This window comes from Brevibacterium sp. CCUG 69071 (genome assembly GCF_021023135.1).
Taxonomy (GTDB): domain Bacteria; phylum Actinomycetota; class Actinomycetes; order Actinomycetales; family Brevibacteriaceae; genus Brevibacterium.
Genome location: NZ_PGFV01000009.1, coordinates 11,963 through 34,905 on the forward strand (window position 1 = coordinate 11,963; position 22,943 = coordinate 34,905).

Below are 22,943 nucleotides of genomic sequence, written 5' to 3' on the forward strand. Positions count from 1 at the left end.
TGCGCCCGCCGAGGTGGGTCAGAGGGTGTCGATCCAGGCGCGTACCCGCTCGTCGTCGGCACCGAGTTCGGGCGGCGCGAGATCGTAGGCGACCTCGGACTTCGACAAGCGGATCGGATTGCGGATGGTCGGGATGACGCGCTCACCCTGTCCGGTTTCGACGATCGGGTCGAGGCCGAGGTCCTTGGCGCGTTCGACGCCCTCGGCGATGGTGTTGATGGGGGCGCAGGGCAGGCCGGCGGCGGTGAGCTTCTCGAACCATTCCTGCGCGGTGTGCTGAGCCAAGGCCTCGAGGAGTTCGGGTTCGAGCTCCGCGCGATGGGCGTTGCGGGCCTTGGCCTCGGCGAAACGGTCGTCCGAGAGCCAATCGGGTCGGCCGAGGACCTTTGCCAGGGTGGCGAACTGGCCGTCGTTGGCCGCGGCGACGATGAGCTCCCCGGACTTCGTGGACATCGGCTGGTAGGGATAGAGGCTGGGGTGGGCGTTGCCCATCCGAGTCGGGGTCACCCCGGCGGCGGCATAGGCGCCGGACTGGTTGGCCAGGCCGGACATCGCCGAGGACATGAGGTTCGTTTCGACGAGCTGACCTTCTCCGGTGGTGTTTTTGTGCTGGAGGGCCGCGAGGACGCCGATCGCCGTGTGCAGGCCGGTGATGACGTCGAAGACTGCGATGCCGGCGCGATACGGGGAGCCCTCGGGGCTGCCGGTGATCGACATGAACCCGGACATCGCCTGGACCAGCAGGTCGTAGCCGGGCAGTGCGTTGTGTGCGCCGAAGCCCGTGACCGAGGCGTAGATGACCTTGGGGTTGGGCACTGGGCTGGTCTGTGTGACGGACTCGTAGTCGAGGCCGTACTTCGCCAGTCCGCCCGGCTTGAAGTTCTCGACGATGATGTCCGCGCGGGCCGCGAGCTTCCGGGCGACCTCGAGATCCTCGGGATCGTAGAAGTCGAGGACGATGTCGTACTTGTTGCGATTGATCGACAGGAAGTAGGTGGCGTCGTCCTCGCGCACCGGTGGGGTCCAGTGCCGGGTGTCATCGCCCCTGGGGCCTTCGACCTTGATGACCGTGGCGCCGAGGTCGGCGAGCATCATCGTCGAATACGGTCCGGCGAGAACCCGCGAAAAATCGACGACGACCTGGCCGGAAAGCGGGCCGGTGCCGGCGCGGGGGAGGAGGTCGTCAATCCTGTCGCCCGCAGTGGTGTCGCCATTCGTCAATGAAAGCTCCTGTCGTCGGCCCGAAGTCTGATCCGCGTGTTCCACCCCACAATATAGCATTGTGGATAATAATGATTAAAGACTAATATCGGATTCGATATGTAAATCGAGTCATGCGGCGGAGTGATCAGCGATGGAGATACAGCAGGCCCGAGCCTTCCTCGTGGTCGCCGAAGAGCTGCACTTCGGTCGCGCCGCCGAACGTCTGGGTGTGCTCCAGCCGCCGCTGAGCCGCACCATCAGATCGCTCGAGGACAGCCTCGGCGTCTCGCTGTTCCACCGCACCACCCGCAGCGTTCGGCTCACCCCGGCCGGTGAGGCGCTGGTCGAGCCGGCGCGGAAGATGCTCGAGATCCAACACCTCGCCGTCGATTCCGTGCAGCGCGCGGCGACGGGGGAGACCGGGAGGCTGAGCTTCGGTTTCGCCCGTTCGTCCTCGCGCGCCTTGGCCGCGACCCTGGTCGCCGCCTCCCGTGGGGCCCATCCCGGGATCACGTTCGGACTCGAGTCGAATGTCTTCGCCGAGGAGGGGCTGGAGCGCCTCGTCGACGGTTCACTCGATCTGGCGCTGGTCCGGTGGGCGCAGCAGCCGCCGGGTGTGACCGGAAGGGCCGTGATGATCGAGCGACTCTGCGCGGCTCTGCCCGAGGGGCACCGGCTGGCCGGGCGGTCCTCGATCCGCGTCGAGGAGCTGGCCGAGGAGGACTTCATCACCCTGCCCGCCCACCCCAGCTCGACGCTGCGTGAGAACACGATGCGGCTGTGCCGGGAGGCCGGATTCAGTCCGCGGGTGGCACAGATCGCTCCCGATTCGCAGACCATCGGCGCGCTCATCGCGGCCGGCTTGGGCATCTCGATCACCTTCGACTCGGTGTCGGCGAATGCGCGCGAGGCCGGCACGGTGGCCGTGCCTCTCGACATCGCGGACGATCCTTCAATCCTCTACCTCGCCCACTTAAGCGATCACGGCAAGGCCTCCTTGGACGCCGTACTCATCCTCGCCGAGGCGGTCCTGCCGACGGTGGGGTGAGGCGGATTCCAGTCGACGGGGTGGTCATCATTCTCGCCGAGGAGGTGCTGCCGTCGATCTCACAGCCGCGCATTCCACTCATCCAGTCGTTCGCGGAGGACGTCGGCGGTGATCTCGGTCCGCCCGATGCCCAGGTAGTTCGGCAACCAGGTTTCGACGCGGTCGTGTGCTCGGGCCGCGGCCTGCACGTCCCAAGCGGCGATGTCGTTGATCGGGCGGCCGAGAATCCGTTCGTACTCGCGTAGGAAGACGTCGGCGGCCTCGGGAGAACCGAGGAGCGCCAGATCCTGCCGGCACCAGGCGAGGTCGACTCCGCGCGGACCGCACCCGGCACCGGACCAGTCGACGACTCCGGTGAGGCGCTCGCCCTCCCAGAGGGCGTTCCCACACCAGAAGTCCGTGTGGAGGAGCACCGGATCGTCTCTGTCGAGATCGCCCCATTCTTGTTGGGCCCGTCGGGCGATCGCGGAGTCGCCGGTGGGCGGGGTAGCTGGAATCGGTCGCAGTCCGTCGCCGTCGAGTTCGTGAATGCGGGCGAGAGCGGCGGCCATCTCTGTGGCCATCATCGAGGGCGAGAGTTCGGTGCCGGGCACCCTGCCCGGCACGCGCGAGGTGATGATGACCGGCTCGACCGTCGTAGTGCCGGCGGCCACCAGGTGAGGAACCCAGGTGCCCAGCCGGGTCAGTCGCGCGAGGACTTCGGCTTCCCTGAGGGCAGCATCGTCGTGGGCGGGGAAGGCGCGGACGACGAGTTCGTCCTCACCATCAGTGGCCAGAAGCGTGGTCGCATGCTGTCCGGCGGTGAATTCGTCGAGCAGCGTCAGCTCTCGCCCGAGCAGTCTAGAGGCCGAGCTCAGCGCCTGCCGTCGGGTGTCAAGCACGAACGTCGTCCTGTCGGCGGTCGAGCATGCGGCGCAGCCCTTCGACATAACGACGAGCCATCATCCTCTGCGCCGCGACCGCGATCGGCGCGAAGGCCTTGAGCAGGGGATGTCCCGGCACCGAATCTGAGACGATCGAGACGATGAGGCGGTCATCGGATGCGGAGAGATCGCCGAGGCGGTCATCCGCGCCGATGGAGACGAGGAACGTCTGTTCCCCGGACTCGAGATGCCCGGGCAGGGTGCGATAGACGAGACCGGCCGCACGCGGTTCGTCGATGACCTCGACGACTTCGCACGAACCCACGGGAACGTTCAGATCCCGACCGTGCCACCGCCTCGGCGAGGTTGGCCACAGCGGATTGAGCCAAAGGTCCACGATCATCCCGGCTCGGACACGACGCCTGGGTCGGGCGATGACGCCGGCACCTTCCTGCAGGTGCCAGGTCAGGATCGCCTCGCGGGCCAGCGGAAACAGCGATGCCGGACCGACATCCAGGTGGTGTTCCAGGTGGTTCATCGGCGCTGGGCCTCCCTGCCGCTTCCTTGTCATCGGAGAGTCCTTGTCATCAGGGACTTCTCCTGCCTACGATACAAACACCCTACTGAGCGAACGCTCGGTTTCTAACTCGGACGATGGAGTTCCCATGAGCGAGCAGACCACCACGGACACGACGAACCACCTCGGGCAGCGCTTCACCGGGCAGGTCGCCCTCATCACCGGCGCCAGCCGCGGCATCGGGCTCGGCATCGCCCAGCGGCTGCAGGCCGAGGGGGCGACCGTGGTCCTCACCGCTCGCAAACCCGAAGCTCTCGCCGAGGCGGTCGCGCAGTTCCCGGAAGGCACCGCGCTCGGAATCGCCGGCAAATCCGACGATCCGACCCATCGTGCCGAGGTCTTTGACACGATCTCCGAGAAGTTCGGCCGCCTCGACGTGCTCGTCACCAACGTCGGCATCAACCCGGTCTACGGACCGCTCATCGACATCGACCTCGACGCAGCCCGGAAGATCCTCGACGTCAACGTCCTCGGCACCCTCGCCTGGGTGCAGGGTGCGGTCCACCACGAGAACCTGCAGTTCAAGGAGAACAAAGGCCGAGTCGTGTCCATCTCCTCGGTCGCCGGGGAACGGCCGAGCCCGGGAATCTCCTTCTACGGCATCTCGAAGGCCGCCGTGTCCCACCTGACCCGATCGCTGGCCGTCGAACTCGGCCCCGACATTCGCGTCAATGCGGTGGCTCCTGCTGTAGTCAAGACGAACTTCGCCACCGCCCTCTACGAAGGCCGCGAGGAGGAAGTCGCCGCGTCGTACCCGGTCGGGCGCCTCGGCACCCCCGAGGACGTCGCCGGAGCTGTGGCCTACCTCGCCTCGTCCGACGCCGACTGGATCACCGCCCAGGTGCTCACTGCCGACGGCGGCGTCATCACGGCCGGCGGCTCGGCCTGAGAGTCTTCCTCGTCGGACAAGTCTGCCCAGTCGGGAGACTCGCCCGCGACCCACTCGCGGCTCCGCCTCGACCCCGTCCGCACCCTGCGATCACGGCGTTTGGCCCGCCGTGATCCCAGCCACTAGACTTGGCCCCATAAACACATAGCCACACACAATTTCATACTGCCGTTAAGACATGACGTGGGAGAGCTGCGCGGTCGCCGCAACCCTTCGGGTTGCCGGACGCACCATGCAGCGCCGTAGGTGCAATTCCCTCCCCGGGAAACTCTCAGGCCCAGTACCACCGATTGCAGGCATATCTGAAGGAGCCGACTCCGGCTCGCCGCGCGCCACGAGCGCACGACGACCAAGGAGACGTGCGCCCGACAGATCGGGGAGGACCACCACTGCTCAGTGCGTCCTCCGTAGGCGGGCGCGACACCGACCCAAGGACGGCAATGACCAGTTCACTCGCCCACACCAGTTCGCTCGCGCACACCACAGCGCCCACCGGGGACACACCGCGCCCCTTCTCCGACCGCCACATCGGTCCCCGCGCCGATGACACCCAGGCCATGCTCGCCGAACTCGGCTACGACTCCCTCGAAGCGCTCTCCGCCGCCGCGGTCCCGTCCTCCATCCAGGTCGACGGACTCGACCTGCCCACCGGCCGCTCCGAGGCCGAAGTCCTCGACGAACTCCGCGCGATCGCAGGCCAGAACATCATGCGCAAGCAGATGATCGGCCAGGGCTACTTTGACACGATCACCCCCGCCGTGATCCGCCGCAACCTCGTCGAGAACCCCGCCTGGTACACCGCCTACACCCCATACCAGCCCGAGATCTCCCAGGGCCGCCTCGAAGCCCTGCTCAACTTCCAGCAGGTCGTCCAGGACCTCACCGGCCTCGACATCGCCAACGCCTCTCTCCTCGATGAGGCCACGGCCGTCGCCGAGGCGGTCCTGCTCATGCGTCGAGCCGTGAAGAAGGGGACAACCGTCGTCCTCGACTCCGAACTCCACCCGCAGACCATCGCCGTCGTCCGCGCCCGAGCCAAGGCCATGGACTTCTCCATCGTCGTCGCCGACCTCGCCGAAGGCCTCGTCGGCGAGGACATCTTCGGCATCGTCTGCGCCCAGCCCGGCACCACCGGCGTCATCCGCGACTTCTCCGACGCCGTCACCGGAGCCCACGACCGCGGCGCACTGGTCACCTTCGACGCCGACCTGCTCGCGCTGACCCTGCTCAAGGACCCCGCCGCCCAGGGTGCGGACATCGCCGTCGGCTCCGCCCAGCGCTTCGGCGTCCCGCTCTTCTTTGGCGGACCCCACGCCGGGTTCATGGCCGTGAAGTCCGGCCTCCAGCGCCAGCTGCCCGGCCGCCTCGTCGGTGTGTCCAAGGACGCCCAGGGCAAGCCCGGCTACCGCCTGGCCCTGCAGACCCGCGAACAGCACATCCGCCGCCAGAAGGCCACATCCAACATCTGCACCGCGCAGGCACTGCTGGCCAACGTGGCCTCGATGTACGCCGTCTACCACGGCCCCGTCGGCCTGACCCGCATCGCCTCCCGCATCCACCGTCTGGCCCAGGAGTTCGCCACAGCTGCGGACACCGCCCCCGGCGCCGAGGTGGTCAGCCGCGACTTCTTCGACACCGTGGCACTGCGCGTCGCCGACGCCGAAGCCGCCCGCGTCGTCGCCGAACGCGCCGGATACAACATCCGCGTCATCGACACCACCACCGTCGGGGTCTCCTTCGGCGAACCCCACACGGTCGCCGATGCCAACGGCCTGCTCGAAGCCCTGAGCATCATCGCCCGGATCGATGAGGCGAACTTCGAAGCCGCCTCGGCGGGGACCTTCGGAGCCAACCACGTGCCCGCCCCGGCCTTCGGTGAGGACTTCCACCGCGAAACCGAATTCCTCACCCACCCGATCTTCAGCGCCCACGGCTCCGAGACCTCGATGATGCGCTACCTGCGCACCCTGGCCGACCGCGACCTGGCACTGGACCGGACGATGATCCCGCTGGGCTCGTGCACGATGAAGCTCAACGCCGCCGCCGAGATGGAACCCATCACCTGGCCCGAATTCGCCTCCATCCACCCCTTCGCCCCGGTCGAACAGACCCACGGCTGGCGCAACCTCATCACCCGCCTGGAGAACTCGCTCGTCGAGGTCACCGGCTACGACCGCGTCTCCCTCCAGCCCAACGCCGGCTCCCAGGGTGAACTGGCCGGACTGCTGGCCATCCGCAAATTCCACCTGGCCAACGGCGACACCGATCGCCGCGTCGTCCTCATCCCGCAGTCGGCGCACGGCACGAACGCCGCCTCGGCGGTGCTCGCCGGACTCACCGTCCAGGTCGTCGCCACCGCCGACGACGGATCGGTCGACATGGCCGACCTCGAGGCGAAGATCGAGAAGAACGCGGAGAAGCTCGCCGCGATCATGATCACCTACCCCTCGACCCACGGCGTCTTCGAATCCGAGGTCCGCGAAGTCTGCGAGAAGGTCCACGCTGCCGGCGGCCAGGTCTACGTCGACGGGGCGAACCTCAACGCCCTCGTCGGACTCGCCAAGCCCGGCGAATTCGGCGGCGACGTCTCCCACCTCAACCTGCACAAGACCTTCTGCATCCCCCACGGCGGTGGCGGACCCGGCGTCGGACCGGTCGCCGTGCGCGAACACCTCGCCCCGTACCTGCCCGGCGATCCCACCGAACCCGACCTCGTCGCAGGAACCGGGGAGACACACGAACTGCCGATCTCGGGATCCCTGTTCGGTTCAGCCGGCGTGCTGCCGATCAGCTTCGCCTACCTCGAGCTGATGGGCGGCGACGGCCTGCGCGAGGCCTCCCGAGCTGCCCTGCTGGGTGCGAACTACCTCGCGGCCAAGCTCGGCGACGTGTTCCCGATCCTCTACTCGGGCGAGAACGGCCTGGTCGGCCACGAGACGATCCTCGACCTGCGGGAGGCCACCGCGAAGTCCGGCGTCACCGCCGAGGATGTGGCCAAGCGCCTCATCGACTTCGGCTTCCACGCCCCGACGCTGGCTTTCCCCGTGCCCGGCACCCTCATGGTCGAACCCACCGAATCCGAGGACAAGGACGAACTCGACCGGTTCATCGAGGCGATGCGCACCATCCGCGCGGAGATCGACGCGATCGGCGACGAATACTCCTACGAAGCCTCACCCCTGGCCGGTGCCCCGCACCCGGCGACCGTGGTGATGGACGACTGGAACGGCGAATACTCCCGCGAGACCGCGGTGTTCCCGGTGTCCGGACTGCGCCACACGAAGTACTTCCCGCCGGTCAGCCGCATCGACGGAGCTTACGGCGACCGCAACCTGGTGTGCTCCTGCCCGCCGCCAGAGGCCTTCGAGATCAATGAGGAAGAGGACGCGTCATGACACAGGTCAATCAGCCGCAGAGCAACGAGACCCCGCTGCACGACATCCATGCCGAGCTCGGTGCCTCATTCACCGACTTCGGCGGCTGGGACATGCCGCTGAAGTACGGGTCGGAACTCGCCGAGCACCGTGCGGTCCGCGAAGCCGCCGGCATCTTCGACCTCTCCCACATGGGCGAGGTTCGCATCACCGGTGCCCAGGCCGCGGCCTTCCTCGACTACGCGCTGGTCGCGAAGTACTCGGCGATGAAGATCGGTCGGGCCAAGTACGGCGTCATCGTCAACGACGCCGGGTACCTCCTCGACGACCTCATCACCTACCGGGTCGGCGACGAGGAGTTCCTCATCGTCCCCAACGCCTCGAACACCCCGACGGTGGTCGACGCACTCAAGCAGCGCCTCGCGGACTTCATCCACGGGGAGGGTGCCGGTGACGATGTGCGACTCTTCGACGAGTCCGCGGACACCGCGCTCATCGCCGTGCAGGGACCGAACTCGGAAGCCATCATCGTCCGCGCCCTCGACGAAGGCGCGCATGGGGAGTTCGGGCCGAGGACCACCTCGGCGGACGGATCCGCAGCCAGCGCCGCAGCTGTCGACGCGGGTGCGGGTTCGGGTGCGGCGGAATCCGAGAGGATCACCGTCGCCGAGGCGGTCCGTGAGCTCAAGTACTACGCGTGGATGCCGCTGACGATCGCCGGCATCGATCTCGTGCTCGCGCGCACCGGCTACACCGGCGAGGACGGATTCGAGCTCTACATGCCCAACCTCGCAGCAGCCCGACTGTGGGAGACGCTGACGAGCGCCGGTGCCGACTACGGACTCGTGCCCTGCGGTCTGGCCGCGCGCGATTCGCTGCGTCTTGAAGCCGGGATGCCGCTCTACGGCAATGAGCTCAGCCTCGAGACCACGCCTTTCGATGCCGGACTCGGCCGCATGATCGGGTTCAAGACGAAGGAGAAGTTCGTCGCCCGTGAGGCACTGGCCAAGCTGGGCGAGACCGAGCCGGCGCGCGTGCTCGTCGGGCTGACGTCCGAGGGACGTCGGGCGGCGCGCTCGGGCGCGGCGATCTTCGCCTCCGAATCCGAGGTCGGCACTCCCGGCGCCGAGGTCGGCACCGTCACTTCGGGCCAGCCTTCGCCGACGCTGGGACACCCCATCGCCCTGGCCTACCTCGACCGGACTCTTGCCGAGCCCGGCACGCCCGTTTCCGTGGACATCCGCGGCAAGGCCCACGATTTCACCGTCACCGCGCTGCCGTTCTACAGGCGCGGCGAGAACTGAGGAAGCTCCTCTGGGTGTTCCTGGTGACTCGTACACTGGGGGCATCGGTGACCCGATCCAAGCCGTCACGAGGCCCGTGGCCGGCGCAAACTGCAGCGAAAGAAGGAAGAGAACATGGCTGAACTGCCCCCGCTCCCGGAGAACTTCACCTACTCGGCCGAGCACGAGTGGATCAATGCCGGAGCCGATGACATCGTCGGCAGCACCGTCAAGATCGGCATCACGGCCGTGGCCTCCGACGCCCTCGGCGAGGTCGTCTACGTCGACCTGCCCGCCGTCGGCGACACCGTCACCGCCGGTGAGACCTGCGGCGAGGTCGAGTCGACGAAGTCCGTCTCCGACCTGTACTCGCCGGTGACCGGCGAAGTCGTGTCCACCAACGAACTCGCCACGGCGAACCCCGGACTGCTCAACTCCGACCCCTACGGCGACGGCTGGCTCATCGAGGTCGCCGTCACCGAACTGGGCGAGGTGCTCGACGCCGCCGGCTACGCCGAGGCGAACTCCCTCTAGAACACTCTCCAGATCTCCCTCCGATCGACCGGATCGGACCATCCCTGATCGGCCGGATCGGCCCAGGCTCCATGTGTGTCTGAGCCCGGGAACGGTCCGGTCGGTCGCATCAGTCGACCGCATCAGCCGGTCGCATCAACAGAATCGCGGAAACCGCTATGCCACTGAGCGTCTTCGATCTCTTCACCGTGGGCATCGGCCCCTCGAGTTCCCATACCGTCGGCCCGATGCGCGCGGCATCGAGCTTCCTCACACTCCTGGGCGAGAACCTCGGATCCGTTGCGAGCATCAGAGTTGATGTCTTCGGATCCCTCGCCGCCACCGGTGCCGGACACGGCACTTTCGACGCCATCCTGCTCGGCCTCGAGGGCTGCCGGCCGGAATTCGTCGAAGCCAATGAACTCACCGCCCGCCGCACCCGTATGTCCGAGACCGGAATGATTCGCCTCGGCGATGGGGTGGCCGGTGGTGCCGGTGCCGACGCCTTCGTCGAACTCGCCTTCACCGAGGACGATATGGTCAAGCGTCCCCTCACCGTCCTGCCCCGCCACACGAACGCCATGACCCTGGCCGCCTTCGACGCCTCCGGGCAGACGCTGGCCGAGGAGACCTACTACTCGGTGGGCGGCGGATTCGTCACCTCGGAGACCGAATTCCTCGAGAAGGAGCAGGCCGCCGAGGCTGAGACCATGGACAGCGAATTCGCCGTGGCCGATGAGGTCGTCGAGGCCGAACTCCAGTCCGCCAGTCAGGAGCTGCCCTACCCCTTCCACTCGGCCGTCGAACTCCTGCAGCAGTGCCACGACAACGGCATGTCGATCTCCGAGGTGATGCTGGCCAACGAGCTCTCGATGCGCGACGAGGACGAGATCCGACACGGACTCCTGCACATCTACTCCGTGATGGAGGAGTGCGCCTCGGCGTCCCTCGACCGCTCCGGCTTCCTGCCGGGCGGGCTCAAGGTCCGCAGACGGGCCCACGACTGGTACCTCAAACTCAAGGCCGAGGACCCGGACCGCGACCCCGGCTACTATCTCGAATGGGTCAACCTCATCGCCATGGCCGTCAACGAGGAGAACGCCTCGGGCGGTCGCGTCGTCACCGCCCCGACCAACGGGGCGGCCGGGATCATCCCCGCCGTGCTCCACTACGCACTCAACTACGTGAAGTCGGTGACCGAAGGGGGCGAGGCCGCCAAGCACGCGGCCATCGTGGACTTCCTGCTCACCTCGGCGGCGGTGGGGGTCCTCTACAAGGAGCGGGCCTCGATCTCCGGCGCCGAGGTGGGCTGTCAGGGTGAGGTCGGATCCGCCTCGTCGATGGCCGCCGGGGGACTGGCCGCCGTGATGGGCGGGAGTCCCGAGCAGGTGGAGAACGCCGCCGAGATCGCCATGGAGCACAACCTCGGCCTGACCTGCGACCCGATCGCGGGACTCGTTCAGGTGCCCTGCATCGAACGCAATGCGATCGCGGCAGGCAAGGCGATCAACGCCTCCCGGATGGCACTGTGGGGCGATGGGCAGCACCGGGTCAGCCTCGACGAGGTGATCGAGACGATGCGCCAGACTGGCGCGGACATGTCCTCGAAGTACAAGGAGACAGCGCAGGGCGGCCTCGCCGTCAACGTCGTCGAGTGTTGAGGGGTGGGGGCTGCGGGCTGAGCGTCCCTGCCCGGGCAGCCTTTCGGCTTCGGTCTGCGTGGTCGGGCCGCACGGCCTACCCGATCTGCACGGGTCGTCCCTTGCGTCTGCCCGGATCGGCCACTCCGCGAACAAGCCGACTTGAGTGCCGATCTGGACGCCAAAAGACGTGGACGGCGTGGAACCGAAGTTCCAATAGGCCCCTAATGTAACGAAACAATAACGAAGCCCTGGCCCGTCATGAGCGCGATCGGCCGCCCTGGCACATCCCAGAGATGCCATGGGGAAGCCCCGGTCGATGACCGTGCGGACACGCCCGGGAATCGCGGCCGAATGGCGCCCGAATCGATGAATCTGCGGTTGACGCTCATTCTCAGGTCGTTAGGTTTGAGGGCGTGACAAACACACTCGTTGAACCGAAGACGGAAACCGAACTCCGGACTCCCACGTTGGAGGACGGACAACATCTATGGCGGCTTGCGAAAGATACGGCCGTGCTCGATCTCAACTCCTCCTATTCGTACCTGCTGTGGTGCCGCGACTTCGCGGACACCTCGGTGATCGCCTGGGTCGAAGATGAACCCGCAGGGTTCGTCACCGGCTACACACGTCCGGAATCACCGGACACCCTGATGATCTGGCAGGTCGCCGTGAACTCGAAGTTCCGCGGCCGGAAGCTGGCCTCGGCCATGCTCCACGAACTCGCCGATCGGACCGACGCGCTCCGCATGGAGACGACGATCACCGATGACAACGAAGCCTCGAACCGACTGTTCCAGGCCTTCGCCGAGCAGCGCGATGCCGGTTTCGACCGCAGGCCGCTGTTCACTCCGGACCTCTACCCGGACGGCCACGACACCGAATACCTGTACGAGATCGCTCCACTCTGAACCCCTGCCTCGGTGCTGACAGATGCACCTGGAGGCATTGCAGGTGAGGTCGTCGGGCTCGGCCGCCAACGCTGAGCCCATCCGCGACACCACCACCGCGCCCGCCGCACGGCGTCCGCAGCGTACTGGCCGATCGGTCGGACCGACCACTGGCCGGACCGGCCACCGGCCAGTCCGGAACTATCGTCCGAAACAGCGCGAGACCCGGGAACGTGCGCACCGCGTCGGAAGCCGACGCACAATCGAGAAGTCGAAAGGACTCAAACGATGACCGACACGACTAAGACCGACAAGCCCGACATCTTCGAAACCCGCGAATCCGCCGTGCGCGGCTACTCGCGCTCCTGGCCGGCGACCTTCGCCCGCGCCGAGGGTGCGCATCAGTGGGACGAAGACGGCAAGGACTACCTCGACTTCTTCTCCGGCGCAGGAGCGCTCAACTACGGGCACAACAACCCTGTCGTGATGAAGCCCCTCGTCGACTACCTCCAGTCCGGTGCGGTCCTGCACTCGCTGGACATGAAGACCCCGGCCAAGCGTGAGTTCCTCGAGACCTTCCAGGACCTCATCCTCAAGCCGCGCGGACTCGACTACACCGTGATGTTCCCCGGACCGACAGGCACGAACACCGTCGAGGCGGCGCTCAAGCTCGCCCGCAAGGTGACCGGGCGCCAGCACATGCTCTCGTTCACCAACGCGTTCCACGGCATGACCCTGGGATCGCTGTCGGTGACCGGCAACTCGATGAAGCGCGAAGGCGCAGGAATCCCGCTGACCAACAGCTCGAAGATTCCCTATGACGACTACTTCGACGGCGAGATCCCTGACTTCCTGTGGCTCGAGAAGGTCCTCGAAGACTCGGGTTCGGGCGTCGACAAGCCTGCGGCCGTCATCGTCGAGACCGTGCAGGGTGAGGGTGGTCTGCGGGCCGCTCGCGCCGAATGGCTGCGCGCGCTGTCCGAGCTGTGCAAGAAGCACGAGATCCTGCTCATCGTCGACGACGTGCAGGCCGGCTGCGGTCGCACCGGCACGTTCTTCAGCTTCGAAGAGGCCGGCATCGAACCCGACATCGTCTGTGTGTCCAAGTCGATCTCCGGCTCGGGCCTGCCGATGGCGCTGACTCTGTTCCGTCCCGAGCTCGATGCCTGGGAGCCGGGCGAGCACAACGGCACCTTCCGCGGAAACAACCCTGCGTTCGTCACCGCGACCGCCGCGATCAAGAAGTTCTGGGCCGACAACACCTTCCAGAACGAACTGGCCGACACGATCGCCGCCCTTCACCAGCGCCTCGACGAGATCGTGGCCAAGTCCGAGGGCGCCAGCGTCCGCGGACGCGGCCTGCTCGCGGGTCTGCACTTCGAAGACGACGAGGTGGCCGAGAAGGTCGCCGCGTACGCCTTCGACAACGGCCTGCTGCTCGAGACCTCCGGTCCCAAGGACGAGGTCATCAAGATCATGCCGCCGCTGACGATCTCGGCCGAGGACCTCAAGGCCGGCCTCGACATCATGGAAGCCGGAGTGCTCAAGTTCGCTCCCGCCGCCGAGCCCGCGCTGGCCTGATCAGAACTCTGCCCGGGCTCACCCGAACTTCAGAACTACCGAAAGGACTTACGAATGTACGTAGTCAACCGCGATGACCTCAACGACACCGAGCGCGACATCAAGTCCGAGACCTGGCGTAGCCGCCGCATGGTGCTCGGCCGTGAGCGTGTCGGATTCTCCTTCCACGATACCGTGATCTACGCCGGAACCACCTCGACGTTCCACTACCAGAACCACGTCGAAGCCGTGTACTGCGTGCAGGGTAAGGGCACACTGACCGACGAGGAGACCGGGAAGACCTACCCGCTCCACGATGGCGTCATGTACCTCCTCGACGGCCACGAGAAGCACACCGTTGTGGCTGAAGAAGAGCTGCGCATGGCCTGCGTGTTCAATCCGCCGGTCACCGGCCGTGAGGTCCACGACGAGAACGGCGTCTACCCGCTCATCGTCGAAGACGAAGAGGCTGCCGTGAGCTGAGAAGCATCACCTCGCCGAGGTTGCCGACAGTTGCGTCGGCGACCGCGGTCAGCTGAGAGGGCGGTTCGAGTGTTTCGGCACTCGGGCCGCTCTTTCGTATGCCCGGCTGATATCCGTCCGGATGCGACTTCAGTTGTGATAATGTTCGGTTTGACGAAACTTCAACTATCGTGACGCACTCTGCCGACATCACTCCAGTGACTCCGACTCTGGCATCCTCTGTCTACTCATTCTCATTGGAGTCACTTTGAAACTCATCAGACGCGCGCTCATTTCCGCTATTGCCGCTATTGCGTTGGCTGTTGGTCCTGCTGTTTCGGCCGAGGCCGCAAGCATCTCATTCGACGTTACGAAATTGTCGGCGAAAAGCATTGTCGTCAGCAACTCGAACTGCCGCAATGTCGACATCAACATGTCCCATAAGAAGTCGGGAGTCAGCGACTGGTACGTGGATGTCGATATCACACGACAAGGTGGTTTGGTTGACTATGCGTTCTTCCAGAACGGTGGCAACACAAAACGCGACCGCGTGATGGTCTGCCCTGATTGGACGGGCCTTGGGAAATACACGATGGGTCCGTCCGAAGTCTGGGCGAACAATTCAAGCTACTCGAAGTACGTAGACCGCACCGACTACACCAAGGGCTCGTTCTACGTCCGCGGCAAGGCTTCCGCCTCGCTCGCGACCAAACGCAGCGGCAGCACTGTGACCCTGACGTCCAAGACCAAGGTCTACAACCCGGAGCAGTACGGCAAGGTCAACTACAACCCCAAGGTGAAGTTCCAGGTCAAGTCCGGCAGCAAGTGGAAGACCATCAAGACGGTCACCGCCAAGAAGGGCAAAGCCACGTACAAGGTGAAGTCGAAGAGCAAGAAGACCTACCGTGTGACCTTCAGCCAGGTCAGCTGGGCGACCGGCGCCACCTCGAAGTCGGCGAAGAAGTAACCGCGAGCATCCCACTGGGGATGCTCGCGGCTGACTGGTGCTGCTGTGTCCTCAGGCGATGCGCTCCATCAGGTGGTCACCCATCACCGCTTCTTCACGTTCGAGTTCTCTGATCACGTCAACCATCGTTCGCAGTCGCGGTACGGAGATTCCGTGCTGTTCGGCGATGCGTAGGACCGGCTCGTAGTGGGCAGGAACTTCGGTGGGACGTCTGCGCACGTTGATGTCCCTCCAGATACCGGAGCGCGTCTTCGTCTGACCTGCCAGCCACTCACAGAGTGAGTCGAATGCATCGTCGACAGTGGTTGCCGGTGCAGTCCTTCGATATTTGTCGGGAGCGAAAGCGTCGAAGCCTTCAAGCCGGAATTCGAGGGCATCCGAGATCGCGAAGACCTCGCGGGCGAGTTCGAGCATTGAGGTACGGTTCTCGCTGATCACCGTCGACATATCTTTGTCGATGAACGAGCTGGCCGTGAGCATCGCGCCGAACGCCAGTTTGGACCACAGGAAGCCGCTGACATTGTCGCTGACGATCGGTGTTCCCCAATGTGATAGTGCCTCGGCGAGATCACATACTCGATTGCTCGTCCCGCCGGCGAATTCACCGACCGCGATAGTGCCGATTCCGCCGTCTTTGATGACCCCCGGTTCGACGAGGTCGGCGAAGAGGTCGACGAATGCGATAACGGTCCGGTTGCGGCCGATGTGATCGGCGATGGTTGCTTCATTGAGGCCGTTCTGCATCGAGGCTACATAGCCGTCGGTGCGGAGCCGAGGGCCGACCCAGTCCATGGCAGCCTCGGTCGCCTGCGACTTGACCGCGAGCAACACAGGCCCCAATTCGTCGGGAGCTTCGTCTGGAGTGAAGGCTGGAAGGCGGGTCTTGAGAGTTCCGTTAGGGCTGTCGATCTTCAACCCGTGCTGGCGGATGGCCGCGACGTGGGCAGTGTCAGTGTCGACGATCTGAACGGGATGGCCTCCCGCAGCGAGGTGCGCGGCAAGTGTGCCTCCGATGGCACCTCCTCCGACGACTGTATAGATCGATTCTTCAGGGGAAGACGTGTTTGTCATTCGATCGTGCTCACTTTCGATGCTGAGGGTGCTGAACGTTTGCTGCTGGCGAATCGGGCTCGGTGCGCGTCTCGGGCCAGTGAACCGGAAGATTGAGTGCCCCGGCGGCAGAACCGCCGTCGACTCTCAGGATCTCGCCGGTGATCCATTCTGCTTCGGGAGAAGCGAGCCAGAGGACGGCACGAGCGATGTCGTCGGGTCGACCCTTGCGCCCGAGCGGATTGGACGAGACCTTTTCCACGTAGTCGTCGTTGAGACGATTGAGCTCGCTGTTGACGACGACGAATCCGGGTGCCACGGCGTTGACCCTGATCCCCAGGGGGCCCAATTCGAGGGCGCTGGCTCGTGTGACCATCTCCACTGCCGCCTTCGACGTCGTGTAGGGAGCGGCGCCGGGGCGCGCTCGCAGCGCCGCACCCGAGGAGATGTTGACTACAGACGGGTACCCGAGTGGCAGTTCCTCGGCGAGGTGACGGATTCGGTTGGCGAATTCCACAGTCAGCAGCTGCGGCGCTCGCACATTGATCGACTGCACTGCGTCCCAGATCTCGGCGGTGATGTCGAGTAGGGGAACGGCGGGGTACACGCCCGCGGAGTTGACGAGGACATGGACATCACCGTGAGAGAAGGCTGACTCGATCACCGAGGCCGGTGCCTCGGGATCGCGCAGGTCGCACGTGATCGGATTGACGTCAGAGGCGCTTCGGCGAAGGTCATCGGCCAGCGCACTAAGTGCCTCGCCGTCGAAATCGACGATGGTGATTTGGTTGCCCCGATCGGCGTACTGACGGGCGATCTCCCTGCCGATGCCGCTTGCGGCGCCCGTGATGAGGATATGAGGAGCGAAACCTGTGCTCATGCGATCTTCTTTCCCTTGGTCTCCGGCATGGTGAGATAGACGGCCAAACCGACCGCGGCCGCGATGGCGCAGTAGATCCACACTTTGTCACCGATTCCGATGTCGTTCATCCACGTGATGATGTAGGGAGCGGTGCCGCCGAAAATGGCGACTGCCAGAGCATAGGGGAGTCCGATGCCGGTTGCGCGGATCTCCGGAGGGAATTGCTCGGCCATGATCACGGCACAGTTGGCGGAGTAGCCGAGCAGCAGCGTCATGCCGACGATCTCAACGGCCAGGAAGACCCAGAAATTGTTGTCGAGGAAGTTGAGCAGGGGGAACGCGAGGACGAGGAATCCGCCGGCGAAAGCGGACATCGTCGGTTTGCGGCCGATCTTGTCAGACAGGATGCCGACAAAGGGCAACATGCAGATGAAGTACCCGATTGCGATGAAGTTGGCGGTCAGAGCCTGATTGAGCGGGAGGCCGGTCACGACATGGGCATAGGTCGGCAGGTACGAGACCCAGATGTAATAGAGCAGAGTTCCAGCGATGGTGATGCCGAAGACCCGGGCGACGGCGCCGGGATGCTTGACGAACATCGTGAGGTAGGAGCGCTTCTGCTTCGGTTCGCCTTTGCGAGCGGCTTTGGTCGCTTCGAACGATTCGGACTCGGCGACATTCGTCCGCAGCCACAGTCCGAACAGTCCCAGGAGCGCGCCGAGTGCGAACGCCAGGCGCCAACCCCAGGAATCGAGAGCGTCGGAGTCGAGCGCGGAGGTGATGACTGCTCCGATACCGGCGGCGATGAGGCCCCCGGCTCCCACCGAGACCTGTTGCCAGGACCCGGCGAAGGCCCGGCGCTTGGGTGCAGCGGCCTCGACCATGAAGGCCGAGGAGGCTCCGAACTCGCCACCGGCGGAGAAGCCTTGGAGCATGCGGGCCAGCACCAGTACGATCGGGGCCGCGATGCCGATCATCGAATAGTCGGGGGTGACCGCGATGAGGAGCGAGGCACCGGCCATCAGACCGATGGTCAGCGCCATTCCCTTCTTGCGGCCGTGACGGTCGGCGTAGTTGCCGAGGACCGCGGCACCGATCGGACGCATGATGAAACCGACGGCGAAGACAGCGAGTGTGGCGAGCAGTGCCGCTGCCGGGTCGTCGCCAGGGAAGAAGTGAACGGCGAAGACGGACGAGAAGGTTGTATAGATGGCCCAGTCGACCCATTCGACTGTGTTCCCGACGGCACCGGCGAGCAGTGCCTTTCGACCCTTCTTCGACAGTTTCGTGTCGTGGGGCGGATGCGTGTGAGTTGCGTCAGTGGACATGATCGGTTCGTTCCTTCATGAGGCGAACGGGGTGCCAGCGACCCCGGATTCGGATGGAGAGAGCGAGAGCGCTCGCTGTGACGAGATGGTGCAGTGAGGCCCAGGGGGTGTAGAGGAGCCCCGAGAGAAGTGCCCAGGCGTGATGATCAGTTCGTGGCGGGCGGTGCGATTTGGGCATTCAGATGATCGGCGAGCTGAGCGTGCGTGCCGAGCCAGACATCGTCGAATGTTCGGATGTAGCTCAGGAGTCGGTCGACCATGGCGATCCTGGAGCGGTGCCCGCTGATGTGCGGGTGCAGAGTCAGCTCGAAGACTCCTCCGGCGGCGTGCGCTGCGTCGAATTCGTCTATCCAGATGCGCTCGACGTCACGGGGAGAGAGATGAGGGCGCAGGCCGCCGAAACGGTCCATCATGAAGTAGGGCGCATCATCCCTGATCCATTCGACTGGGATTTCGATGATCCCAGTCGGTTCGCCATCAGCATCGAGCTCGTAGGGTTCGTCATCGGCCATGAGAGAGGAGTCATACGCGAACCCGAGCTCTCTGATGACCCTCAACGTGGATTGGGAGAAGTCCCAAGAGGGAGTGCGGATACCTGTCGGCCGAGCGCCGCTAAGCTGCTCGAGCACGTCAGTGGCCCGACCGATGAGGTCGAGTTCGGCTTCGTAAGGCAAAGCGGTGTTGCGTTCATGAATCCACCCGTGCACAGCGACCTCATGTCCGCCTGCAACATATCCCTCAATGTCTTGGGGGTGCAGGAGGGCAGACACAGCCGGGACGTAGAAGCTGGTAGGCACCTCATACTTGGCGAGCATGTCGAGGATCCTCGGCACGGCGACCCGGCTGCCGTACTCGCCTTGGGCGAGGGAACCCGGTGAGGTCTGCCCATCGCGCAGGTACGGCGTCTCATGGTCGGAATCGTATGCGATGAGGACTGCACAACGAGCCTGCTCCGGCCAGCGCTGCGTGACATCGTCGTGAACGAGACTGCGTCCGGCCCGTACGCGATTCACCTCTGAGCGCCATTGCTCTTCAGGCCATTGCCATGGCTCAGCAGGGATGGAAAGCGATGAGGAATTCTGTGAGGACATGACATCTCCTGTCGGTTCGGGTTGTTCTGTGTCGTGACATCACATCGGGTCGTGGCTTCTCTGCCTCGTCGATGTCGATGAGAGTCCGTGGGTCAGGGTCGTGGTCGGAGGTATTCGATCGGGTCGAGCGGCTGTCCGTCCGTCGCGTACCTGCCGTCGATGATCGAGGTCCACACGCGTTTGTAAGTTGCCGTCTGAATCGAGAGCTCTGCACTGCGGATTCCGGGCAGTGAACCGAGCACCTCAGTCGTGTAGTGGAACAGTTCGGTGCGGTCGCGGAGGATGAACTGACCGGCGAGGCTGCAGTTGCCTGTCGTCGCGGTGAGGTACTTCGTGGACGGATGCTCCGCCAGTGTGAGTGCGGTCTGCCTGAGATGCTGCGGTTCGACCACCAGCCAGAGGTGGAACTCGGTATTGAAGCCGAGCAGTTCGGGTTCGACGAGGATCCGGAAGTCGAGCACCCCGTGCTCTTTCAGCTGTTCGATCGTGCGGGCGGCGGTGTTCTCGGACTTACCGATTGATGCAGCGAGGTCACCGAGTGAGGTTCGCCCGTCGTGCATGAGCATGCCGAGCACCTTGACCTCGGACTGTGAGAGGTCGAGATGCGGTGCCGGTTCGGTCTTGACCGGAGCGAGTCGCGTAGGCTCGTGCGATTCGAACGGAGGCGCCCAGTCCTGTCCAGAGGCGAAAGCATGCGTAAGGAGCAGGCTTTCCGCCGATGCTGAAGTCCCCTCGGTGATCTCGGCAACGAGTCGGCTGTAGTCCACGTCGGGAGGCAGAACCATCTCCGCGGCGATGTCGACGGAGCCCAAGAGAGTGTGGAACGAGCGCACTTCGATGCGCTCCCTCAGCCGGGGGATGAGCACGTCCAGGTCACCATGCGCATTCGAGATGCGCATGTAGATCGGGGTACCAAGCCCGAGTCGGACGACGTCGGTGGCACCGATGACGCGGATCAGGCCCCGGTTGTGCAGGCTCTCATAACGTCGGCGGACGGTGACGGCCGAGACGCCGACCTGCTCGGCCACCCTCGACCACGGTGCGCGGCCGTCACGATGCAGTGCATCGACGATTGCGCGGTCCACCGGGTCCAAAGCTTCGCTAGCAGGTGTGTTCTTGTTCACATGATGATCATATTCGTCATTCAAGGGAAGTCAATAGTCGGTTTGCTTCAAATATGCAGATGCAAAGCGAATTATTACCCAAATGCGGTGGCTGTGCGGCATGTGCCGGCGTGATCGCTGTGCTGAACATCATCACTCGCGGACCGTCAGATCTGCACCGTTCATATATCCGCGTGATCCTTCGAACGGTCCCAGGGCTTCGAAGATGGGAAAAGCAAGCACGCCGAGCTCGGCCGAGACCGACCATCCCGTCGCCTCGGCGAGGATATCGGCCAGCTCCGTGCGGTCGACGGCCATCAACAACTCCTCCTTACGGTCAGGTGGTGACTGAATGCGCTCGGGAGTGATTGATCATCGGGCGCCCCTTCAACGAAGGGGCGCCCGATACATCTGCGCGATCATGGAGAGTCAGGATCACGCTGCACACGCGAGCACTGCACCAGCACCATCACTCGCTGTCGGAACGCACTTTCTTGCCGCGGTCGTGCCAGAACTTCGCTGTGGTCACCTCGTCGGTGCCGTCCCAGGCTTCGACCTCGGTGTTGATGCGCTTGAACGTCGGCAGATCGCCGCGGCGGAAGATCGGCTCCTCGCCGGCTCGGCGCTGCTTCTGGTAGTTCTTCAGCAGTGAGAACACCAGTGGCGAGAGCATCAGCAGGGCGAAGAGGTTGATCAGAGCCATGATCGCCATGAAGATGTCCGCAGCGGTCCACACGAGGTCCAGAGCGGCGATCGCACCGACAAACACTGCCGCCATGACGATGACCTGATAGATGCGCAGGGCGACCTTGCTCGTCGTCAGGTGTTCGATGTTTGCCTCGCCGTAGTAATAGTTGCCGAGGATCGACGAGAACGCGAAGAGGAAGATCGCCACTGTCAGGAAGTGGATCGCCCACTGTCCGAGCTGGCCGCTCAGCGCCGTCTGCGTGAGCTGGATGCCTTCTGCCGAGGTGCCGTACTCAGGGTTCGAAAGCAGGATGATGAACGCGGTGATCGAGCAGACGAGGATCGTGTCGAAGTACACGCCGAGCGCCTGCACGAACCCCTGCTTGGCCGGATGCGAGACCGAGGCCGTCGCCGCCGCATTCGGCACCGAACCGATACCCGCCTCATTGGAGAACAGGCCGCGCTGAATGCCGAGGAGCATCACCGAACCGATGGTGCCGCCGGCGACCGACTGCACACTGAACGCCTCGGAGAAGATCGTCGCGATCATCGTGGGAACGGCGCCGATATTCATCACCACGACGATGATGCCGACGATGAGGTAGAGGCCGGCCATGAACGGCACCAGGTAGGCGGAGATGTTCGAGATGCGCTTGGCACCACCGGCGAAGATCGCGAAGGCGGCGACGGCGATGATCGCACCGGCGATCGCGGCGAATGCCCCGTTCGAGGAATCGACGTCCAGGGACGCCCCGACCGCGTCGACGATCGAATTCGACTGCACCGAGTTGAACACGATGCCGTAGGTGATCGCGACGATGACGGCGAAGACGAGACCGAGCCACTTCATGTTCAGCCCGTGCTTGATGTAATACGCGGGACCGCCGCGGAAGTTCGGGCCGTCCTTGAGCTTGTAGAGCTGCCCGAGAGCGGACTCGGCGAATGCGGTGGCTCCGCCGACGATTGCCGTCAGCCACATCCAGAACATCGCGCCGGGGCCGCCGAGCGAGATCGCCAGGGCGACTCCGGCGATGTTCGCCGTACCCACGCGTGAGGCCGCGGAGATCGAGAAGGCGCGGAACGGCGAGATGTTCCGGTTGCCTTCGGCGTCCCGTCCGCCGGGCTCCGTCAGGGTGCGGAACATCTCAGGGATCAGCCGCACCTGTACGACGCCGGTGCGGATGGTGAAGTACAGGCCCGTGGGGATGAGAACAGCCACGAGGACATATGACGAGACGGTGCTGAAACTGTCGAGCGCACCTTGGAGCATCTCCATTGAACTGCGTCTCCTTCGGCAATCGAGCTGCGGGGACGGAAGGCGAAAAGGCGAAGACTCCGTCCGTGTTTCCCTCCAGTCTGCCATCTCCGATCAGGGCGTGCGTCGGCGGCCCTCAGGGAGACGTGCGGAACCGTTGAGCGGGGCCACCGCCAGGATTCACGTCCCGTCCACTCGCACATCATCCGCCCATTGCCCTGGACGGATAGCCTCATCGGCAATGTAGTGCATCATCGGTCGCTCGCACCGCTACTGATCGGCCACCCGTAGGAGTCCC

Annotated in this window: 20 protein-coding genes and 1 riboswitch; of the genes, 10 read left to right on the forward strand and 10 right to left on the reverse strand. The window is 64.8% G+C overall.

Features of this window, described 5'->3' with window-relative positions; all coding sequences use genetic code 11:
- Positions 1-18: 18 nt before the first annotated feature.
- The gene (locus CV023_RS17520; protein WP_230748300.1) at positions 19-1,221 is read right to left on the reverse strand and encodes a CaiB/BaiF CoA transferase family protein; all 1,203 of its coding nucleotides are present in this window, start codon (positions 1,219-1,221) and stop codon (positions 19-21) included.
- 133 nt (positions 1,222-1,354) lie between these two features.
- Here CV023_RS17520 and CV023_RS17525 point away from each other — a divergent pair, with 133 nt between their 5' ends.
- Positions 1,355-2,251 carry a LysR substrate-binding domain-containing protein gene (locus tag CV023_RS17525; RefSeq protein WP_230748302.1) on the forward strand — a complete coding sequence of 299 codons (897 nt, stop codon included), beginning with the start codon at positions 1,355-1,357 and terminating at the stop codon, positions 2,249-2,251.
- 59 nt (positions 2,252-2,310) lie between these two features.
- On the opposite strand, the gene CV023_RS17530 is transcribed toward CV023_RS17525, so the two are convergent.
- Together CV023_RS17530 and CV023_RS17535 are read right to left on the reverse strand one after the other, a co-directional pair.
- A complete protein-coding gene (locus CV023_RS17530; RefSeq protein WP_230748304.1) occupies positions 2,311-3,132 on the reverse strand; it encodes a phosphotransferase family protein in 822 nt (273 codons plus the stop codon).
- Positions 3,125-3,685 (reverse strand): DUF1990 family protein, encoded by a 561-nt coding sequence (locus tag CV023_RS17535; RefSeq protein WP_269067521.1) that lies wholly within the window; start codon positions 3,683-3,685, stop codon positions 3,125-3,127. Before CV023_RS17535 ends, CV023_RS17530 begins: the two co-directional genes overlap by 8 nt.
- Before the next feature lie 94 nt (positions 3,686-3,779).
- Between CV023_RS17535 and CV023_RS17540 the strand changes: the two genes are divergently transcribed.
- From CV023_RS17540 to CV023_RS17580, 9 genes are all read left to right on the forward strand, one after another.
- The gene (locus CV023_RS17540) at positions 3,780-4,580 is read left to right on the forward strand and encodes an SDR family oxidoreductase (RefSeq protein ID WP_230748308.1); all 801 of its coding nucleotides are present in this window, start codon (positions 3,780-3,782) and stop codon (positions 4,578-4,580) included.
- Between the two features lie 174 nt (positions 4,581-4,754).
- Positions 4,755-4,876: riboswitch (glycine riboswitch) on the forward strand.
- Between the two features lie 144 nt (positions 4,877-5,020).
- A complete protein-coding gene (gcvP, locus tag CV023_RS17545) occupies positions 5,021-7,975 on the forward strand; it encodes an aminomethyl-transferring glycine dehydrogenase (protein WP_230748311.1) in 2,955 nt (984 codons plus the stop codon).
- A complete protein-coding gene (locus tag CV023_RS17550; RefSeq protein ID WP_230748313.1) occupies positions 7,972-9,258 on the forward strand; it encodes a glycine cleavage system aminomethyltransferase GcvT in 1,287 nt (428 codons plus the stop codon). The genes gcvP and CV023_RS17550 overlap by 4 nt, the downstream gene beginning before the upstream one ends.
- 114 nt (positions 9,259-9,372) lie before the next feature.
- Positions 9,373-9,771, forward strand: coding sequence for a glycine cleavage system protein GcvH (gcvH, locus tag CV023_RS17555; protein WP_230748314.1), 399 nt, complete (start codon positions 9,373-9,375; stop codon positions 9,769-9,771).
- Positions 9,772-9,929: 158 nt separating this feature from the next.
- Entirely contained in the window at positions 9,930-11,411 is a 1,482-nt protein-coding gene (locus tag CV023_RS17560; RefSeq protein WP_230748316.1) for an L-serine ammonia-lyase, read from the forward strand.
- A 395-nt stretch (positions 11,412-11,806) separates the two neighbouring features.
- On the forward strand, positions 11,807-12,301 hold the full coding sequence (gene ectA / locus CV023_RS17565) for a diaminobutyrate acetyltransferase (protein ID WP_330166667.1): 495 nt from the start codon (positions 11,807-11,809) through the stop codon (positions 12,299-12,301).
- A gap of 267 nt (positions 12,302-12,568) precedes the next feature.
- Entirely contained in the window at positions 12,569-13,861 is a 1,293-nt protein-coding gene (ectB, locus tag CV023_RS17570) for a diaminobutyrate--2-oxoglutarate transaminase (RefSeq protein WP_230748320.1), read from the forward strand.
- Between the two features lie 54 nt (positions 13,862-13,915).
- Positions 13,916-14,323: an ectoine synthase gene (locus CV023_RS17575; protein WP_230748321.1), complete on the forward strand. Its 408-nt coding sequence runs from the start codon at positions 13,916-13,918 to the stop codon at positions 14,321-14,323.
- 247 nt (positions 14,324-14,570) lie between these two features.
- Complete coding sequence (locus CV023_RS17580; RefSeq protein ID WP_230748323.1) at positions 14,571-15,269, forward strand: hypothetical protein; 699 nt, start codon at positions 14,571-14,573, stop codon at positions 15,267-15,269.
- A 51-nt stretch (positions 15,270-15,320) separates the two neighbouring features.
- Here the strand turns inward: CV023_RS17580 and CV023_RS17585 are convergent, their stop codons facing one another.
- The 7 genes from CV023_RS17585 to CV023_RS17615 all read right to left on the reverse strand — a co-directional run bounded on the left by CV023_RS17585 (position 15,321) and on the right by CV023_RS17615 (position 22,666).
- Positions 15,321-16,340: a ketopantoate reductase family protein gene (locus CV023_RS17585; protein ID WP_230748325.1), complete on the reverse strand. Its 1,020-nt coding sequence runs from the start codon at positions 16,338-16,340 to the stop codon at positions 15,321-15,323.
- Between the two features lie 10 nt (positions 16,341-16,350).
- The gene (locus tag CV023_RS17590) at positions 16,351-17,199 is read right to left on the reverse strand and encodes an SDR family NAD(P)-dependent oxidoreductase (protein ID WP_230748327.1); all 849 of its coding nucleotides are present in this window, start codon (positions 17,197-17,199) and stop codon (positions 16,351-16,353) included.
- Positions 17,196-18,509 (reverse strand): MFS transporter, encoded by a 1,314-nt coding sequence (locus tag CV023_RS17595; RefSeq protein WP_230748329.1) that lies wholly within the window; start codon positions 18,507-18,509, stop codon positions 17,196-17,198. The genes CV023_RS17590 and CV023_RS17595 overlap by 4 nt, the downstream gene beginning before the upstream one ends.
- Positions 18,510-18,655: 146 nt before the next feature.
- A complete protein-coding gene (locus CV023_RS17600) occupies positions 18,656-19,522 on the reverse strand; it encodes a polysaccharide deacetylase family protein (protein WP_230748331.1) in 867 nt (288 codons plus the stop codon).
- A 170-nt stretch (positions 19,523-19,692) separates the two neighbouring features.
- Positions 19,693-20,724 (reverse strand): Lrp/AsnC family transcriptional regulator, encoded by a 1,032-nt coding sequence (locus CV023_RS17605; protein WP_230748339.1) that lies wholly within the window; start codon positions 20,722-20,724, stop codon positions 19,693-19,695.
- Positions 20,725-20,856: 132 nt separating this feature from the next.
- A complete protein-coding gene (locus CV023_RS17610; RefSeq protein ID WP_230748341.1) occupies positions 20,857-21,021 on the reverse strand; it encodes a hypothetical protein in 165 nt (54 codons plus the stop codon).
- Between the two features lie 151 nt (positions 21,022-21,172).
- Positions 21,173-22,666: an alanine/glycine:cation symporter family protein gene (locus tag CV023_RS17615; protein ID WP_230748343.1), complete on the reverse strand. Its 1,494-nt coding sequence runs from the start codon at positions 22,664-22,666 to the stop codon at positions 21,173-21,175.
- Positions 22,667-22,943 lie beyond the last annotated feature (277 nt).

Bases quoted from the DNA above. Each gene is read 5' to 3' on its own strand.
- CV023_RS17525 (WP_230748302.1), top strand. From the start codon at position 1,355: ATGGAGATACAGCAGGCCCGAGCCTTCCTCGTGGTCGCCGAAGAGCTG.
- CV023_RS17535 (WP_269067521.1), bottom strand. From the start codon at position 3,685: ATGACAAGGAAGCGGCAGGGAGGCCCAGCGCCGATGAACCACCTGGAA.
- CV023_RS17540 (WP_230748308.1), top strand. From the start codon at position 3,780: ATGAGCGAGCAGACCACCACGGACACGACGAACCACCTCGGGCAGCGC.
- gcvP (WP_230748311.1), top strand. From the start codon at position 5,021: ATGACCAGTTCACTCGCCCACACCAGTTCGCTCGCGCACACCACAGCG.
- CV023_RS17550 (WP_230748313.1), top strand. From the start codon at position 7,972: ATGACACAGGTCAATCAGCCGCAGAGCAACGAGACCCCGCTGCACGAC.
- gcvH (WP_230748314.1), top strand. From the start codon at position 9,373: ATGGCTGAACTGCCCCCGCTCCCGGAGAACTTCACCTACTCGGCCGAG.
- CV023_RS17560 (WP_230748316.1), top strand. From the start codon at position 9,930: ATGCCACTGAGCGTCTTCGATCTCTTCACCGTGGGCATCGGCCCCTCG.
- ectB (WP_230748320.1), top strand. From the start codon at position 12,569: ATGACCGACACGACTAAGACCGACAAGCCCGACATCTTCGAAACCCGC.
- CV023_RS17575 (WP_230748321.1), top strand. From the start codon at position 13,916: ATGTACGTAGTCAACCGCGATGACCTCAACGACACCGAGCGCGACATC.
- CV023_RS17585 (WP_230748325.1), bottom strand. From the start codon at position 16,340: ATGACAAACACGTCTTCCCCTGAAGAATCGATCTATACAGTCGTCGGA.
- CV023_RS17590 (WP_230748327.1), bottom strand. From the start codon at position 17,199: ATGAGCACAGGTTTCGCTCCTCATATCCTCATCACGGGCGCCGCAAGC.
- CV023_RS17595 (WP_230748329.1), bottom strand. From the start codon at position 18,509: ATGTCCACTGACGCAACTCACACGCATCCGCCCCACGACACGAAACTG.
- CV023_RS17610 (WP_230748341.1), bottom strand. From the start codon at position 21,021: ATGGCCGTCGACCGCACGGAGCTGGCCGATATCCTCGCCGAGGCGACG.
- CV023_RS17615 (WP_230748343.1), bottom strand. From the start codon at position 22,666: ATGGAGATGCTCCAAGGTGCGCTCGACAGTTTCAGCACCGTCTCGTCA.